A 15,178-nucleotide genomic window follows, 5' to 3' on the forward strand; every position below is an offset into this window, starting at 1 on the left:
CGCTACCCCTTAGCTTCCGCTGCCGCTCCAGGGCATCAGGACCACCTTCACAAGGCTATGATCGCAGGCCTGGGCATGGACCAGAAAAGCCTGCTTGGTCGGCATAGCCAGCGCCTTGACCGTGCAATAGCCGGTTTCCTGGTGCAGCAGGGTCCAGCGCTGCCCCAGATCGCCGTCGAGAATGCGGGGGCCGGAGGCAAAACTCCAAAGCTCCGGCGAGCCACCCGACATGACCACCTGTCCACCATAGGGCGCGGCATAGGGCTGTCCCCAGGCACCGCTTGCCTGCCGATCCACCATCGCGAAACCGGCGGCATAATTCTGGAAGGAAATCAGCGGACGGCCATCGACCGTCGAATCGATCTCCGTCCGGCAAGACACCTTGGTCGTCGGGCTGGCGAGTACGCTTCCCCCATCATTGACCCGGATCGGCAGCGTGTAGGCGGTGCCGTTGGAGCGCCGGAAGGTCTTCCCGCCATCGGTCGAATAGGCATAGGACAGGTTGGTGCAATCACCGCCCGCATTGCCCTGCCGCCAGGCCCAGCTGACATGCATCACATTGGCGGTATCGAACCAGAGGCGCGGATGATAGCCCCACCAGCCGGACTGTGCGCAGAAGGCGGTCACTGTCCCCGCTTCCTGCGCATCGGCTGCCGTCACATTGATCGCGCCGCCCAGGGCCTTCCAGGTCCTGGCACTGGCGTCGAAGCGGGCGATGCCGCAGGCATATTCGCGCTCGGCAAAGGGTCGCTTCGGGCGCACCGCCTGCCGGTAGGTGACAAAAAGCTCACCCCGCCGATCCTTGAAAAAAGCCGGGTAGGTGATCTGGGTGCCGGGGATGGCGGCGCTTCCAAGGCTGGGAAAAGGGGTCGCGGATTTGAATTTGACGAGGCTGATGGTCTCGTCGGTCACGAACTCGCCCTTGAACTCGAAACTGGAAATGTCGTTCGCCTTGGCCGAAACCGCATATTGCCAGGGCATATTATGCATGTTGTAGACGATGTGGATGCGCCCGGTCCGGTCCAGCGCGATGGAGGGCTGGGTGTGGAACGGATCGTCCATCGTACGATTTTCGATGACCTTGGAGGTCCAGCTCCAGACACCCGTCGTTAGGTTCTGCCTGCCCCGCCGCACCACGGTCTGAAGATTGACGCCGGTCGGCGTTCCCGCCGCTGGCTCCACATTCACCGTATAGACTGCGCCGTCGTTCCCATAGGCCAGCTGGGTCGCAAAAACATTCATGTTCCCGGCGGCTGGGGTGGCCGGAAGAATGGTTTCGCCTGCACTTGCGGCACTGGCAATCCCCAGGCCCAGCAGAAGAACAAAAACGCTTAGACGCATGGCCCGATCCCTTGATGACGAGTATCAGCGGATCTCCTCGGGCGGGCGCAAAAAGGCACCCCGTCGCCATAGCCAGACGCTTCTAAACCGGGAGCTTGGCGGGAGGTCTGTTGAAGATGGGAAGCCACATGACAGACGGTGGAATCCACACAGAATTATCTCTCGCTTATCCCAAGTTTGTCGCAAATCGGCCGCTTACGTACAAGCTGTCGGCTCTCTCAGGTTATGGTTAATTAATGGCCAAGCCCAAGCGTTTGGCCAGTCGCAGCAGGTTCGAGCGGTCGATACCGAGCGAGCGGCCCGCTGCCGCCAGATTGCCGTTGGCTGCCGCGATACGCTCGGTCAGCAGGCGGCGCTGAAGCGCGTCCATGGCGTCGCGCAGGGAGCTTTCGGTATCCACCTCGGGCAGCGGCGCTTCCAGGGAAGCAACTGGGATCGGCACCACCGCGTCGACCGGCTGCAGATCCAGATGCCAGCGGGTCAGGGTCAGAACCCCGTGCAGCGCCGAGCCATCAGCCAGCGCCCGTACCGCCGCCCGGCTGATCACATGCTCCAGCTCACGCACATTGCCCGGCCAGCCATAATCGAGCATCAGGCTTTCAGCATCGGGGGCGAGGCGGATGTTGCGCAGGCGCAGGCGCGCCCGCTGCAATTCCAGAAAATGCCCTGCCAGCAGCAGGATATCCCGTCCGCGCTGGCGCAGGGGCGGCACCTGGAGGGGATAGACGCTGAGCCGGTGATAGAGATCGGCGCGGAACCGGCCCGCCCGCACCTCTGCCGACAGATCGCGGTTGGTTGCCGCCACGATGCGGACATCGACGGTGATATGCCGGTCCGACCCGACGCGCTGGATTTCGCCATTCTGCAAGGCGCGCAGCAGCTTGGTTTGGGCCGCGAGCGGCAGTTCACCTACCTCATCCAGGAACAGGGTCCCGCCATCGGCCAGTTCGAACCGTCCGCGCCGGTCGGCAATGGCGCCGGAGAAGGCACCGCGCACATGGCCGAACAGCTCGCTTTCCACCAGGTTTTCCGGCAGCGCTGCGCAATTCAGATAGATGAGGGAGGCATCGGCCCGGCGGGAACGGCGATGCAGGCGCAGGGCCGCCAGCTCCTTGCCCACCCCTGTTTCGCCGGTCACCAGCACCGACAGATCGCTGTCGGCGACCGTATCGATCTCGCGCAGCATGGTCTGCATCGGCGGGCTTTTGCCGATAATCTCGCCGCGCGCGGGCAAGGCTTCCGTCAGGCTGCGGTGCGCCTCTCCGGCGCGGGCCAGTTGTTCCTGCAGACGGCCTTCGCGACTCTCCAGGGTCACCAGCGCCGAAAAGACCGTCGCCAGATGCTCCAGCACCGGCTCTGCCCCATCAAGGCCTCCAGCCTCCAGCGCATCCAGAGTCAGGACACCCCAGAGCTTGCCGTCCGCCACCAGCCGCACCCCGGCACAATCATGGATATGCAGGCGGTCAGCGGTATTGGGAACCAGACCATCATAGGGATCGGGCAGATCGCTATCAGCGGGGAAACGGGTCAGGCCGGATCCACCCAGAATGGCGTCAAGCCTTGGCTGCTCCTCAGGCTTGAAGCGGCGGCCCATCACCTCCGGGCTAAGGCCATGGATGGCGACCGGCACCAGCACCGACCCTTCTTTGCGCAGAAAGGCGACGGCGTCGCAGGGGATCGCGTCCCGGACATAGGTGAGGGCCCGCGACCAGAAGACCTCTTTCGCCTCTCCGGCAAGAGCTTGCAATAAGGGCAGCAGGGTATTTTTCTCTGATGTCATAATGACAGCATTGTAGTCTCTTTGACCGCATCTGTCAGCGGTCATAATGACCTTTATTTTCCTGAAATCCAGAGAATCCGCCGGTTATATCTCTGGCACGCCGATTGCCATTCACGGTTCATCATTCAAAAGGACCTAAAGAATGCTCACCCAACGCCAGATCGAAATCGTCAAAGCTACCGCGCCCGTCGTCGCCGAGAATGCGCTCGCCATCACCAGCACCTTCTACCCGATCCTGTTCCAGGACTTCCCCGAGGTGCGCGCCGTCTTCAATCAGACCCACCAGGGCGGCGGCGCCCAGCCCAAGGCGCTGGCCAATGCCATCATCGCCTATGCCGCCAATATCGAACGGTTCGAGCAGATCAAGCCCGCCCTGCGCGGCATCGTCGAAAAACACGTCTCGCTGAATATCGCGCCCCATCAGTATGAAGCCGTCGGCGCCAGCCTGATGAAGGCCATTGGCAAGGTGCTGGGCGCCGCCGTCACCGACGAGGTGGCCGATGCCTGGGGCGCCGCCTATTGGCAGCTGGCCGAGTTCCTGATCGGCGAAGAGGAAAAGGAATATACCCGCAAGGCCGAGCTGACCGGCGGCTGGCGTGGTCCGCGCAAGATGCGCCTGAAGGAGAAGGTCGTGGAAAGCGACGTCATCACCTCCTTCTATTTCGAGGCGGCAGACGGCGGCGAGCTGATGAGCTTCCAACCCGGCCAGTTCCTGGGTCTCAAGCTGACCATCAATGGCGAGGTCACCCACCGGAACTACAGCCTGTCGGATCTGCCGAACGGCCGCACCTATCGCATTTCGGTCAAGCGCGAGCGCCACGGCCTTGCCTCACGTTTCCTGCACGACGACATGCAGGTCGGCCAGGAAATCGAAATCTATCCGCCGTCCGGCGAATTCACGCTGAAGCCGGGCAAGGGCGATGTGGTGCTGATCACAGCCGGTGTCGGCCAGACGCCCGCCATTCCGATGGCCAAGCGGGCCCTGGCAGACGGGCGCAAGGTCACCTATCTGCACGCGGCCCTCAACAGTGGCACCCACGCCTTCCGCAACTCGATCGCTGCTCTGGCAATGGCCTATCCCAGCCTGAAGACCGTCTATGGCTATAGCGAGCCTTTTGCCGAGGATAATGCCGATTTCACCGGCTTCGTGACGCCGGAGATCCTGGCCGATGCCCTGAGTGGCCAGGATGTCGCCGCCTATATCGTCGGCCCCAAGCCCTTCATGCGCACCGTCATCGATATCCTGAAAGCCCTGAAGGTACCCACCGATAACATCCATTTCGAATTTTTCGGCCCCGCCGAAGAACTCGCATAAGGGAGCGCTGGAAATGGCCACTATCGTCAGCCGCCTGAAACACGACCATGGCGCCCTGCGGGACGTGCTGGAGAAGGTCCGGCTTGAAGGCATCGGCACGGAGGCAGGGCGCAAGACCCTGCTGACCGCCCGCGCCCTGTTTGTCGAACATATCCAGCGCGAGGACCGGGATTTCTATCCCGACTTCAAGCGCCTTGCCCACGAGCGCGGCGGTCAGGCCGCGACCGCCGATCAGTTCGCCGACGAGATGGGCGATCTGGGCGCCCAGGTCCTCGGGTTCTTCGACAAATACAAGGACGGGGGGTCAGGCATGGAGTTCGCCCGCGACTTCGGCCGGATGCACGCCATGCTGAACGCCCGCCTGCGCAAGGAGGAAGGCATTCTCTACGCAAAGTTCGAGGAAATGGCGGGCTAAAAGCCCGCGACATGCCCCAGTCGAGCCAGGGCATGTCGCGGGGGTTCGTCAATGCCCCTTCGGCATGTCCTTGACCGACACACCGGACGCATCCGGATTCCGGCCCGATACCCAGACCGAGAGGATGGCAAGCCCGGCAATGATGCCGCCCAGGATCATCGTCGCGGACAAGCCTATGCCGTCCACGACCCAGCCGCCGAAGGCAGAGCCGACCGCGATGAAGATCTGGAAGGTCGAGACGAAGAGGGCCGACCCACTCTCCAAGGCCTCCGGTGCCGACTTGAACATCCAGGTCTGCAGCGAGATCGGGAAGCCGCCGAAGGCCAGACCCCAAAGGATCAGCAGCACGGTCGCGCCGATCTGGGTCGTGCCATAGATCGGGAACAGCACAGCGGAGGCGGTCAGCAGCACGACCGAGATGGTGAGCGTGTTGCGCACATTCTTGGCCGCTTGGATGCCGCCGATGAAATTGCCGATGAACCCTGCCACGCCATAGGCCAGCAGCAGCGAGGTGATCAGCGTGCCATCAAGACCCGCGATCTGTTTCAGGAAGGGCGTGACATAGGTGTAGGAGGCGAAATGCCCGATCACGATGAAGACTATGGCAAGGAATCCGGCCCGTGCCGTCGGGTTACGCAGCAAGGCGGGCAGATCCCTGGCTTTGATCGCACGGGTGGGCGGCAAGGGCGGCAGCAGAAGGATCTGGGTCAGTAGCAGCAGACCGCCCAGGGCAGCCGTCACGCCAAAGGCCGCACGCCAGCCCGCGATCTCGCCGATCAGCGTCCCCGCCGGAACGCCCAGCACCGTGCCAAGCGAGATACCGGCAAAGATGATGGAGGTCGCCTTGCCGACATCCTGCGGCTGGACCAACCGATTGCCGAGACCGCTGGCGATGGCCCAGAAGCCGCCGACACTGATGCCCAGCATCAGACGTCCGGCCAGCATCAGCGGGAAGTTTGGCGCGACCACAGCCAGAGCATTCGTCGCGATCATCAGGGCCGTCAGGATCCACAGGACGATGCGCCGGTCGAGCTTGCCCGATCCCACGGCCAGCGCCGGGGCAGCAATGGCGCCGACGATACCCGGCAAGGTCAGCATCAGCCCGGCTGTGCCCGACGTGACATTCAGGTCGTGGGCCACATGGGTCAACAGACCGACGGGCAGAAACTCGGACGTGACGAGCGCGAAGGTCCCGACCCCCATCGACCCGACGGCCAGCCAGGATTTCAGAGGCGTGCGCTCTATACCGGCGGGCGGTGCGGCGTCGGTTTCAGACAAAGAGGGCACAGCCTCCGGGCCCGACGCAGTGTCGGCCAAGGTCTTGGACATCGGTCTATCCTCTGAAGCAGGTTTCTATACCAACAGGTAATATACCGATTGGTATAATTGTTGGACGGGCCCTGTCAAGCAGGTTATATATTGATTGGTATGAAATGAGCTTGAGCGCCTAGCAATAGGCCGCCATAACCAAATCCGGTCTCAAGCAGCGAAGCGATAGACCAACCTAAAACAAGTGAGCGAGATGGGACGCCCCCGCGAATTCGACAGTGACGATGCCCTGGAGAAAGCCCTGAATGTCTTTTGGCGGCAGGGGTATGAGGGCGCGTCGCTAACGGATCTGACCGACGCCATGGGCATTACGCGCCCCAGCCTTTATGCGACCTTCGGCAATAAGGAAGATCTCTTCCGCAAGGCGCTCGACCGCTACAACGCCAAGCATCTGTGCTTCGTCGACGAGGCGCTGAAGCAGCCGACCGCCCGCCTTGTGGCCGAACGTGTGCTCATCGGTTTTGCCGAAGCGCAGACCCAACCGACTTATCCCCCCGGCTGTATGGGAACAGGCGCGGCGGTTGCCTGTTCGGATCAATCGGCAGCGGTGCGCGAGGAAATCATCACCAAGCGGGTGGCGATGGAAGTGCGCATCCGCCGACGCCTGGATGAAGCGAAAGCGGCAGGCGACCTGCCCGCCGATGCCGAACCGGCGGACCTTGCCAGCTATCTGATGACCGTAGTCCAGGGCATGGCCGTGAAGGCGGCGGGCGGCGACGACCGCAGCTGCCTCTGCCGCGTGGTCAAGACCGCCCTTATGGCCTGGCCGACGGCGGCTTAGAACCCCTAGGGATATCCTCCAGGATATATCAAACAAAGACTGTCATCCCGGGACTTGATCCCGGGATCTCGGGCAGGGGGACCGCGTCGAGACGGCTGAAACAGTGGCTACGCGGTGTGGCCACACAAGATCCCGGGATCAAGTCCCGGGATGACGAGACTTTTCTTTAAATCCGGCGCGCTACCGCTGAGGCCCCAGATGCGTGGTGCCACGCGCCAGGGCGAGTTTCATCTGACGATGACGTTCGCGGGCTGAGGCTTTCTGAGTCTCACTCAAGGAACCGACGCAGCTGGGGCAGCTGACGCCTTCCTCATGACCGGGCGCGCCGATCTCTTCTGCGCGCAAGGGACGTCGGCAGCCGTGGCAGGTCTCGAAGTCGGAAATCGCGAGGCCATGGCCGACCGCGACCCGGCTGTCGAAGACGAAGCAGCCGCCTTCCCACAGCGAGTCCTCGGGTTCGACCCGCTCCAGATACTTCAGGATCCCGCCCTTGAGGTGATAAACCTCCTCGAACCCTTCGTTCAGCATGAAGGAGGAGGCTTTCTCGCACCGGATGCCACCGGTGCAGAACATGGCGATCTTCTTGTGTTTCGCCGGGTCCAGCTGGCTGCGCACATAGGCCGGAAACTCGCCGAAGGAGGTGGTTTCCGGATCGATGGCGCCCTTGAAGCTGCCGACGGCCACTTCGAAGGAATTGCGGGTGTCGATCACCAGCACCTCAGGGTCGCTGATGAGATCGTTCCAATCTTCCGGCTCCACATAGATCCCGACTTTTTCAAGCGGATCGACGCTGGCATCGCCAATGGTGACGATTTCGGCCTTGGGCTTCACCTTCATGCGCAGGAACGGCATGTCGGGTGAGAAAGAGAATTTCACCTCGATCTCGCCGATGCCTGTGACGGTCTCGATCTCCGCCAGGGCCGCGCGCAGGGCACTCGCCTTGCCCGCGATGGTGCCATTGATGCCCTCATGAGCAATCAGCAGGCTGCCCTTGATGCCATGGCGCTCACACAAAGCTTGGAGCGGCGCACGCAATTCCTGGAACTGCGGCAGGCGGGCAAATTTATAAAGGGCGGCGATTTCGTAGGTCATGGGGTGCTTATACCCAAAAGCAAACCGCGCGGGCAGGGGCCCGCGCGGCATAGCTGGGTTTAGCGAGATAATTACTTATTCCGATTATCGACGCTCAAGGCACCCGCCCCGAAAGCAACGACCTGGAGCAAACCACCGGCGACGGCGATGTTCTTCAGGAAGTGGATCATCTGGTTCTGGTCGGACAGCTGATTATGGAAGAACAGGGCGGTCGCGACGCTGAAACCAGCCAGGATCAAGGCGGTGATGCGGGTCTGGAAGCCGACCAGCAGCAGGATGCCGCCGCCCAGCTCGACAATCAGGGCAATGACATAACCGAGCGCCGGGAAGGGCAGGCCAACCGAGGCGATGTAACCGACGGTGCCTTCATAGGCACCGATCTTGCCAAAGCCGCCCAGAATGAACAGCACGGCGATCAGGAGACGGCCAAAGGCCGGAGCGTAGGTCAGAAGAGCGTTCATGATTGGAGTTCCTTCTTTGTGTTGGCCTACCGCGCTTTGCGCTACTTGAGGCCGGTTGATACTGGCCGTTAAGCCGCGATATGGCCCATAAGGCCGGATTGGAAATCGTGAACTGCCTGGCGCAGTTCGTCGGTCGTGTTCATCACAAAAGGTCCGTAGCGCACGATGGGAGCATCGAGCGGATCGCCGCCGACCAGCAGCAGATCGGCCGCGCCATCCGCGCTGATCCGCAAGGCGTCCCCGGCGCCGATCCGGGCAATCTCGCCTGCCTTGACCGGCCGCTGGTCGGGTCCAACCCGCACCGATCCGACCATGACGTAGAGTGCAAGCTCGCTGACATTGGCGACAGGCAAGAACAGGTCGGCCCCGCTTTCCCCGATGGTGACATGGCTGACAAAGGGCGTGCCGGTGGTCTCGATCGGACCCTTGGCGCCGCAGACCTCGCCCGCGATCAGCCGGGCCCGCACCCCCGCCTGTTCGGTTGGGATCAGCGGGATCTCGCCAACCAGCACATGGCGATAGGCGGGATCGCCGTGCTTCTGGCCCTTGGGCATGTTCAGCCATAGCTGCACCCCATGGACCGGGCCGCCCTTGGCGCGGATCTCCTGGTCGGGGCCTTCGTCATGGACGATACCACGGCCAGCACGCATCCACTGCACCTCACCCGGCCGCATGGCGCTGCGGTTGCCCAGGCTGTCCTTATGTTCGAACCGACCCTCCAGCAGCAGGGTCAGCGTCTCGATCCCAGCATGGGGATGGGTCGGGGCGCCCTTGGCATCGCCCGGCTTCACATCGATGGGGCCGAAGTGATCGAGGAAGATGAAAGGGCCGACGGCCTCGAAAGCCCGGGTCGGGATCGCCCGGCGAACCTCGAAACCCTCGCCTTCCAGGGTGTGGAAAGCAGGAGTGACGGTCTGGATGCGGCGGTCTTCAGTCATCGATCAAACCTTTTCGTTCGGCGGTTACCGTTGCGTTGACTGGACAATGCGCTCGCTTGAATGATCTGAAAATTGGGATAATTTGGATCATCAGATTCGAGAAAGTTGATAAGTTGAAGCCACGCTCTCCCACGCTCGACCAGTTGCAGGTCTTCCTCGCCATCGTCGATGCGGGCAGTTTTGCCGGGGCTGCCCGCAAGCTGGGACGGGCGACCTCCGTCATCAGCTATGCGATCAGTAATCTTGAAGGGCAGCTTGGTCTTGTGCTTTTCGACCGTGATCAGACCCGCAAGCCGCAATTGACGGAGGCTGGGCGGGCCATGCTGCTGGAGGCACGGACGGTCGCTCACGGCATCGACGGGCTGCTGGCCAAGGCACAGGGATTGATCGAGGGGCTGGAGGCAGAGGTCGGGCTGGCGGTGGACGTCATGCTGCCCACATCCCGGCTGGTGGAGGTGCTGGACGCCTTCCGGGCCGAATTCCCGACCGTGGCCCTGCGCCTCAATATCGAAGCGCTCGGCGCCATCGTTCAGCTGGTGCTGGATGGCGGGGCGCAGATCGGCATCAGCGGCCCGCTGTTCCACCGCGTGGAGGGGATCGAGATGCGACGGGTCGGCTCGGTCAAGCTGGTGCCGGTCGCGGCCCCCAGCCACCCCTTGAGCCTCCTGACCGGCGAGGCGCCGACGTCGGAGCTGCGCAACCATATCCAGCTGGTGCTGACCGACCGCTCGCGCCAGACCGAAGGGCAGGAGTTCGCGGTGCTCGCGGTGCGCACCTGGCGGCTGGCCGACCTGGGCGCCAAACATGCGCTGCTGCTGGCCGGGGTCGGCTGGGGCAGCATGCCGGAGGCGATGGTGGCGGACGATCTGGCGGCGGGGCGGCTGGTGAAGCTCGCCCTCGACCATTGGGACAACCTCGTCTACCCGCTCCAGGCCATCCACCGCAGCGACACGCCGCCAGGACCTGCCGGTCGCTGGCTGCTGGAGAAGTTCAAGGCGGCGGTGGGAGAGGGATAACAGAGAACCCCGACCAAAAAGGCCGGGGTTCCGTGGCGGGGTTTCGTGGGTCGGGCACGCGTCAGATCTGCGCCATGCCGCCATCGACAAAAAGCTCGGCACCATTCACGAAGCTGCTGTCGTCTGAGGCCAGAAACACGGCGGCCTTACCGATCTCGTCGGCTTCCCCCAGGCGGCCCAGGGGAACGAGGCTGGTCAGGAAATCGCCCAGCTGGGCCTTCTGTTCGTCGCTCTCGGCGAGGCCAAACAGGCCGGGGGTGCTGATCGGGCCGGGGGCGATGGCGTTGACGCGGATCTTGCGGTCCTTCAGGTCCAGGACCCAGTTGCGGGCAAAACTGCGAATGGCGGCCTTGGTCGCTGCATAGACGCTGAAAGCGGGCGTGCCCTGAATTCCGGCGGTCGAGGAGGTAAGGATGATCGAGGCGCCGTCTTTCAGGAGCGGCAGAGCCTTCTGCACCGTGAAGAGCGTGCCTTTCACATTGATGTCGAACGTCTGGTCGAAATGCGCCTCGGTGATGGCGCCCAGCGGCGCGAACTCGCCGCCGCCCGCATTGGCGAACAGCACGTCGATATGGCTGTGCTTCTGCTGGACGGTGTCATAGAGCCGGTCGAGATCGGCGAGGTCGGAGACATCCATGCGCACGCCGATGGCCTGGGGACCAATGGCCTTCACAGCGGCATCGAGCTCGGCCTGACGGCGGCCGGTGACATAGACGGTCGCCCCTTCCAGGGCGAAACGCTTGGCGGTGGCAAGGCCGATGCCGCTGGTGCCACCGGTGACGATGGCGATCTTACCGTTGAGTTTCTTGCTCATGATTTCAGTCCTTCGCTTGAAAGCGGCGTCCAGTGCGCCGCCGATGCAAAGAACCTATTTCAGGAACGATAAGCCCTGTAGTCGGTGAAATCGGCACTTTGCGTTCAGAAAAAGGAACGATAAACTGGCCTCAAGCAGCGCAACGCGCGGTAGGCCAACGTTAAAGAATCCGCTTATGCAGGACTGGAACGACCTTTATTTCTTCGCGCAGGTGGTGGCCAACGGCGGCTTTGCGCCAGCTGGCCGGGCGCTGCGCCAGCCCAAATCCAAATTGTCCCGTCGGGTGGCTCAGCTCGAAGAGCGGCTGGGAGTGCGGCTTATCGAGCGCTCGTCCCGCCGGTTTCAGGTGACCGAGATTGGCCGTGCCTTCTATGAGCGCTGCCGGACGGTGATGGCGGAAGTGGAGGCCGCGGAAGCCGTCGCCGCCGAGGCAAGATCCGAGCCCCGAGGTATCTTGCGGTTTTCCTGTCCCACAGGATTGATGGAGATGGTGGGCCCGATTTTGCCTGCGTTTCTGACCCGCTATCCCAAGGTCGACCTGATCACCCTCGCGACCAACCGCAGGGTCGATATCATCGACGAGCGGATCGATGTCGCCTTGCGCGTGCGTCAAACGCTCGACAGCGATGCGACCTTGACCCTGCGTACGTTGGGTAAAAGCCGCCGGATCCTGGTGGCGAGTCCGGGCATGGCGGCGGGCTTGGATCAGGGCGGGATAGAGGCGCTAAAGACCGTGCCGACCTTGAGCATGGGGGATGAGGGCGGCGAAGTGACTTGGCCGCTGGTCGGGCCAGAGGGCGCGAGTTTTGAGCTGCGCCATACCCCCCGGTTTTCCTGTGCCGACTTCCCCGCCCAGCGCGATGCGGCAGCGGCTGGAATTGGTGTCGCCTTGCTGCCCGACCACACCTGTTGGGAGGCGTTGCGGGCCGGTCGCCTCGTCCGGATCTTGCCCGACTGGCATGCCCAGGAGGGTATCGTCCATCTGGTTTTCACCACCCGCCGCGGCCTACCCCCCGCCGCCCGCGCTCTGATCGACCATCTGGCCGAGAATTTCAGAAAGCGCGAGGCAGAGATGCGGGGTCAGGATCCCTTTTAGGTCAGCCCGATGGTGATGCGTTTGCGATAGGCCGGGCGATCCTGGAGGCGGGCGTACCAGGCGGCGAGATGGGGAAGCTCGCGGCGCAGGATCGGCATCTCGAACCAGGCATAGATGAAGCTGCCCAGCGGAATATCGCCCATGCCGAAGCTGTCACCCGACAGATAGGGCTGCTTGGCCAGCACATCGTCGACGATCTGGAGGAGGGTGTTGCAGCGCTCGATCCCCTTGGCGACGGCTTCCATGTCGCGCTGGGGGGCAGGCGTGCGCACGATGTTCCAGAACACGTCACGGAAAGCACCGGCGGGCGCGAAGGTGGAGGTCGTCCAATCCATCCAGCGGTCGCCATCGGCGCGCTTGGCCGGATCGGTCTGCCACAGGGTGCCTTCAGCATATTTGGCGGCGATATAACGGACGATAGCGTTGCTTTCCCACAGGACAAGCTCGCCATCCTTGAAGCAGGGGACAAGGCCATTGGGGTTGAGGGCGCGGTATTCCGGTTCGTTCACCAGGCCAAACTGCCCGCCTGCATTGACGTGAACAAAGGACATGTCTGCTTCGTCGGCGGCCCAGAGGACCTTCTTCACGTTGCTCGAATTGGCCCTGCCCCAGATCGTCCGCATTTTTCTCTCCCCGGTTGTCTTTGGCGTGAGCATAGCCAAAGGACAGAGGCTGTCTCAAACAAGAACTGTCATCCCGGACCTGATCCGGGATCTTGTGTGGCAAACCTCCGTCCCCATTTTCGACGCGGTCCGTCTACACGAGATCCCGGCTCGGAGGCCGGGATGACGAGGTTCTTTGGGACGTTTCGCTTATTCCGCAGCCGTGGCCGTAACCATCGCAACGTCACCCGGAAAGGGTTCGAGATTTCCCAGAAACTGCCGGGTCGAGGCTTCCCAGGAGTAGGTTTCGGCATGTTTGCGGCATTCGGCCCGGTCGGCCTGGAGTGCCTTCACCGCCGCTACCGCTATATCTTCATCCAATGCCCCCACGGGTGCATCCCCAAGCACATCCATCGGCCCGGTCAAAGGATAAGCCGCTACCGGCACCCCGCAAGCCAGCGCCTCCAGCACCACAAGTCCGAAGGTGTCGGTTCGGCTGGGGAAAACGAAGACATCAGCCGCGCAGTAATGCCGGGCCAGATCCTCGCCGAACTTGGCGCCGACGAAGGTCGCGCGCGGATATTTCTTCTCCAGCTCCGCCCGCTGTGGGCCATCGCCGACGACAAGCTTACTGCCCCGCAGATCCGCCTCCAGGAAAGCGCCGATGTTCTTCTCCACCGCCACCCGGCCGACATAGGCAAAGATCGGACGCGGCAGATCCAGATCCACTGGCTCACGGGGCTTGAACAGGTCGAGGTCTGCGCCGCGCGACCAGCGCACGAGGTTCTTGAAGCCGTGGGTCTTGAGTTCGGCCTCAAGGCTGGGCGTGGCGACCATCACCCGGGCGGCGCCATTATGGAACCAGCGCAGGAAGGCATAGCTCCAGATCAGCGGCAGTTTGGTGCGGGCGTGGACATATTCGGCAAACTTGGTGTGGAAGGAGGTCGTGAAGGGCCAATAGAGCTTCCTGGCCACCGACCGCGCCGCTAATCCCAAGGGACCTTCGGTCGCGATATGCACGGCGTCGGGTTTGAAGTCCCGCAGCAGCTTGCGCAGGCGGTGACCGGGCAGGATCGCCAGGCGGATTTCGGGGTAAGTCGGGCAAGGGATGGTGCGGAAGCGGTCCGGCCCGAAAACCTCGACGATATGCCCTGCTTTTCTAAGCTCTTCTGCCACCGTGCGCAGGGTGCGGACCACGCCGTTGACCTGCGGTTCCCAGGCGTCCGAAACAATCGCAATCTTCATCGGCTCATCACCAGCGGCATGGGTTGGCGCGAGGGCTGCCAGCCGAAAAGCTGCCGGATTTCCGCCCAATGGAGGATTTCGAGGCTGCCGTCGAAATGCTCGACCAGGGCCGTGCAGCTTTCGACCCAATCGCCGTCGTTGCAGTAGAGGATGCCGTCGATGTCGCGCATCTCGGCCTGATGGATATGGCCGCAGATCACCCCGTCGACATTGCGCTTGCGGGCCTCGTTGGCGACCGCCAGCTCGAAGCGGCTGATGAATTCGACCGCGTTCTTGACCTTGGCTTTCAGGTACTGCGACAGCGACCAGTAGGGGTAGCCGAGCAGGCGGCGCCCCTCGTTGTACCAATGGTTCACCCGGATCATCGTGTTGTAGGCCCAGTCGCCGAGGTGGGCGAGCCACTTGGCATAGCGCACCACCCCGTCGAACTGATCGCCATGCAGCACCAGGAACCGCTTGCCGTCGGCGGTTTCATGGATCGCCTCATCCAGGATCGAGATATCGCCGAACTGCATTTCGACGTAGTTGCGCAGGGCTTCGTCGTGGTTGCCGGGGATATAGACGACCTTGGTCCCCTTGCGGGCCTTGCGCAGGACCTTCTGCACCACATCGTTATGGCTCTGCGCCCAGAACCAGGAGCGTTTCAGCGCCCAGCCGTCGACGATATCGCCGACCAGATAGAGGGTTTCGCATTCGGTGAAGCGCAGGAAATCCAGCAGAGCCTCGGCCTTGCAGCCACGCGTGCCGAGGTGGACGTCGGATATCCAGATGGTTCGGTAATGATTGACCGGAACTTCAGCATCCATCGGACTGACCCTCCAACGGGCAGGTTGCGACAAGATGCTTAGCGGTAATAAGAGTCTTCGAAGTCAGTTCAATGACAAACAAGAACAACACGAGAATTTCAAAATACTGACGGCGCTTTGACTTTATTCTGTTTCTCAACTGTCATG

The 15,178-nt window shown here is 62.6% G+C and carries 15 protein-coding genes; 5 read left to right on the forward strand and 10 right to left on the reverse strand.

Features of this window, described 5'->3' with window-relative positions:
* Nucleotides 1–9: 9 nt before the first annotated feature.
* Both ACFSM5_RS20050 and norR read right to left on the reverse strand, forming a co-directional pair.
* Nucleotides 10–1,341 (reverse strand): BNR-4 repeat-containing protein, encoded by a 1,332-nt coding sequence (locus tag ACFSM5_RS20050; RefSeq protein WP_379878379.1) that lies wholly within the window; start codon nucleotides 1,339–1,341, stop codon nucleotides 10–12.
* Nucleotides 1,342–1,570: 229 nt separating this feature from the next.
* Entirely contained in the window at nucleotides 1,571–3,121 is a 1,551-nt protein-coding gene (gene norR, locus ACFSM5_RS20055) for a nitric oxide reductase transcriptional regulator NorR (protein ID WP_379878380.1), read from the reverse strand.
* Nucleotides 3,122–3,263: 142 nt separating this feature from the next.
* On the opposite strand from norR, the gene hmpA reads away from it, so the two are divergent.
* Nucleotides 3,264–4,436, forward strand: a complete 1,173-nt coding sequence (hmpA, locus tag ACFSM5_RS20060; RefSeq protein WP_379878381.1) for an NO-inducible flavohemoprotein — start codon at nucleotides 3,264–3,266, stop codon at nucleotides 4,434–4,436.
* A gap of 13 nt (nucleotides 4,437–4,449) precedes the next feature.
* A complete protein-coding gene (locus ACFSM5_RS20065; protein WP_379878382.1) occupies nucleotides 4,450–4,851 on the forward strand; it encodes a hemerythrin domain-containing protein in 402 nt (133 codons plus the stop codon).
* 48 nt (nucleotides 4,852–4,899) lie between these two features.
* Here ACFSM5_RS20065 and ACFSM5_RS20070 read toward each other — a convergent pair whose 3' ends face one another.
* Nucleotides 4,900–6,180: an MFS transporter gene (locus tag ACFSM5_RS20070; RefSeq protein ID WP_379878383.1), complete on the reverse strand. Its 1,281-nt coding sequence runs from the start codon at nucleotides 6,178–6,180 to the stop codon at nucleotides 4,900–4,902.
* Between the two features lie 193 nt (nucleotides 6,181–6,373).
* Between ACFSM5_RS20070 and ACFSM5_RS20075 the strand changes: the two genes are divergently transcribed.
* Entirely contained in the window at nucleotides 6,374–6,961 is a 588-nt protein-coding gene (locus tag ACFSM5_RS20075) for a TetR/AcrR family transcriptional regulator (protein ID WP_379878384.1), read from the forward strand.
* Nucleotides 6,962–7,141: 180 nt separating this feature from the next.
* Here ACFSM5_RS20075 and trhO read toward each other — a convergent pair whose 3' ends face one another.
* The 3 genes from trhO to ACFSM5_RS20090 form a co-directional block, all read right to left on the reverse strand.
* Nucleotides 7,142–8,053 (reverse strand): oxygen-dependent tRNA uridine(34) hydroxylase TrhO, encoded by a 912-nt coding sequence (gene trhO / locus ACFSM5_RS20080; protein ID WP_379878385.1) that lies wholly within the window; start codon nucleotides 8,051–8,053, stop codon nucleotides 7,142–7,144.
* Nucleotides 8,054–8,124: 71 nt separating this feature from the next.
* The gene (locus ACFSM5_RS20085; protein ID WP_379878386.1) at nucleotides 8,125–8,514 is read right to left on the reverse strand and encodes a DoxX family protein; all 390 of its coding nucleotides are present in this window, start codon (nucleotides 8,512–8,514) and stop codon (nucleotides 8,125–8,127) included.
* Nucleotides 8,515–8,582: 68 nt separating this feature from the next.
* Nucleotides 8,583–9,452: a pirin family protein gene (locus tag ACFSM5_RS20090; protein WP_379878387.1), complete on the reverse strand. Its 870-nt coding sequence runs from the start codon at nucleotides 9,450–9,452 to the stop codon at nucleotides 8,583–8,585.
* Between the two features lie 113 nt (nucleotides 9,453–9,565).
* On the opposite strand from ACFSM5_RS20090, the gene ACFSM5_RS20095 reads away from it, so the two are divergent.
* Nucleotides 9,566–10,468, forward strand: coding sequence for a LysR family transcriptional regulator (locus tag ACFSM5_RS20095; protein ID WP_379878388.1), 903 nt, complete (start codon nucleotides 9,566–9,568; stop codon nucleotides 10,466–10,468).
* A gap of 61 nt (nucleotides 10,469–10,529) precedes the next feature.
* On the opposite strand, the gene ACFSM5_RS20100 is transcribed toward ACFSM5_RS20095, so the two are convergent.
* Nucleotides 10,530–11,282: an SDR family NAD(P)-dependent oxidoreductase gene (locus tag ACFSM5_RS20100; RefSeq protein WP_379878389.1), complete on the reverse strand. Its 753-nt coding sequence runs from the start codon at nucleotides 11,280–11,282 to the stop codon at nucleotides 10,530–10,532.
* A 175-nt stretch (nucleotides 11,283–11,457) separates the two neighbouring features.
* On the opposite strand from ACFSM5_RS20100, the gene ACFSM5_RS20105 reads away from it, so the two are divergent.
* The gene (locus ACFSM5_RS20105) at nucleotides 11,458–12,378 is read left to right on the forward strand and encodes a LysR family transcriptional regulator (RefSeq protein WP_379878390.1); all 921 of its coding nucleotides are present in this window, start codon (nucleotides 11,458–11,460) and stop codon (nucleotides 12,376–12,378) included.
* Here the strand turns inward: ACFSM5_RS20105 and ACFSM5_RS20110 are convergent.
* From ACFSM5_RS20110 to ACFSM5_RS20120, 3 genes are all read right to left on the reverse strand, one after another.
* Nucleotides 12,375–13,001, reverse strand: a complete 627-nt coding sequence (locus tag ACFSM5_RS20110) for a glutathione S-transferase (RefSeq protein ID WP_379878391.1) — start codon at nucleotides 12,999–13,001, stop codon at nucleotides 12,375–12,377. The genes ACFSM5_RS20105 and ACFSM5_RS20110 overlap by 4 nt on opposite strands.
* A gap of 189 nt (nucleotides 13,002–13,190) precedes the next feature.
* The gene (locus ACFSM5_RS20115; RefSeq protein WP_379878392.1) at nucleotides 13,191–14,225 is read right to left on the reverse strand and encodes a glycosyltransferase family 4 protein; all 1,035 of its coding nucleotides are present in this window, start codon (nucleotides 14,223–14,225) and stop codon (nucleotides 13,191–13,193) included.
* Complete coding sequence (locus ACFSM5_RS20120; protein WP_379878393.1) at nucleotides 14,222–15,031, reverse strand: UDP-2,3-diacylglucosamine diphosphatase; 810 nt, start codon at nucleotides 15,029–15,031, stop codon at nucleotides 14,222–14,224. The genes ACFSM5_RS20115 and ACFSM5_RS20120 overlap by 4 nt, the downstream gene beginning before the upstream one ends.
* Nucleotides 15,032–15,178 lie beyond the last annotated feature (147 nt).

This window comes from Lacibacterium aquatile, from assembly GCF_042683105.1.
GTDB classification, from domain to species: domain Bacteria; phylum Pseudomonadota; class Alphaproteobacteria; order Elsterales; family Elsteraceae; genus Lacibacterium; species Lacibacterium aquatile.

Coding starts and splice junctions, on each gene's coding strand:
- ACFSM5_RS20070 (WP_379878383.1), bottom strand. CDS start 6,180: ATGTCCAAGACCTTGGCCGACACTGCGTCGGGCCCGGAGGCTGTGCCC.
- trhO (WP_379878385.1), bottom strand. CDS start 8,053: ATGACCTACGAAATCGCCGCCCTTTATAAATTTGCCCGCCTGCCGCAG.
- hmpA (WP_379878381.1), top strand. CDS start 3,264: ATGCTCACCCAACGCCAGATCGAAATCGTCAAAGCTACCGCGCCCGTC.
- ACFSM5_RS20050 (WP_379878379.1), bottom strand. CDS start 1,341: ATGCGTCTAAGCGTTTTTGTTCTTCTGCTGGGCCTGGGGATTGCCAGT.
- ACFSM5_RS20110 (WP_379878391.1), bottom strand. CDS start 13,001: ATGCGGACGATCTGGGGCAGGGCCAATTCGAGCAACGTGAAGAAGGTC.
- ACFSM5_RS20120 (WP_379878393.1), bottom strand. CDS start 15,031: ATGGATGCTGAAGTTCCGGTCAATCATTACCGAACCATCTGGATATCC.
- ACFSM5_RS20075 (WP_379878384.1), top strand. CDS start 6,374: ATGGGACGCCCCCGCGAATTCGACAGTGACGATGCCCTGGAGAAAGCC.
- ACFSM5_RS20100 (WP_379878389.1), bottom strand. CDS start 11,282: ATGAGCAAGAAACTCAACGGTAAGATCGCCATCGTCACCGGTGGCACC.
- ACFSM5_RS20065 (WP_379878382.1), top strand. CDS start 4,450: ATGGCCACTATCGTCAGCCGCCTGAAACACGACCATGGCGCCCTGCGG.
- ACFSM5_RS20115 (WP_379878392.1), bottom strand. CDS start 14,225: ATGAAGATTGCGATTGTTTCGGACGCCTGGGAACCGCAGGTCAACGGC.
- ACFSM5_RS20085 (WP_379878386.1), bottom strand. CDS start 8,514: ATGAACGCTCTTCTGACCTACGCTCCGGCCTTTGGCCGTCTCCTGATC.
- ACFSM5_RS20090 (WP_379878387.1), bottom strand. CDS start 9,452: ATGACTGAAGACCGCCGCATCCAGACCGTCACTCCTGCTTTCCACACC.
- ACFSM5_RS20105 (WP_379878390.1), top strand. CDS start 11,458: ATGCAGGACTGGAACGACCTTTATTTCTTCGCGCAGGTGGTGGCCAAC.
- norR (WP_379878380.1), bottom strand. CDS start 3,121: ATGACATCAGAGAAAAATACCCTGCTGCCCTTATTGCAAGCTCTTGCC.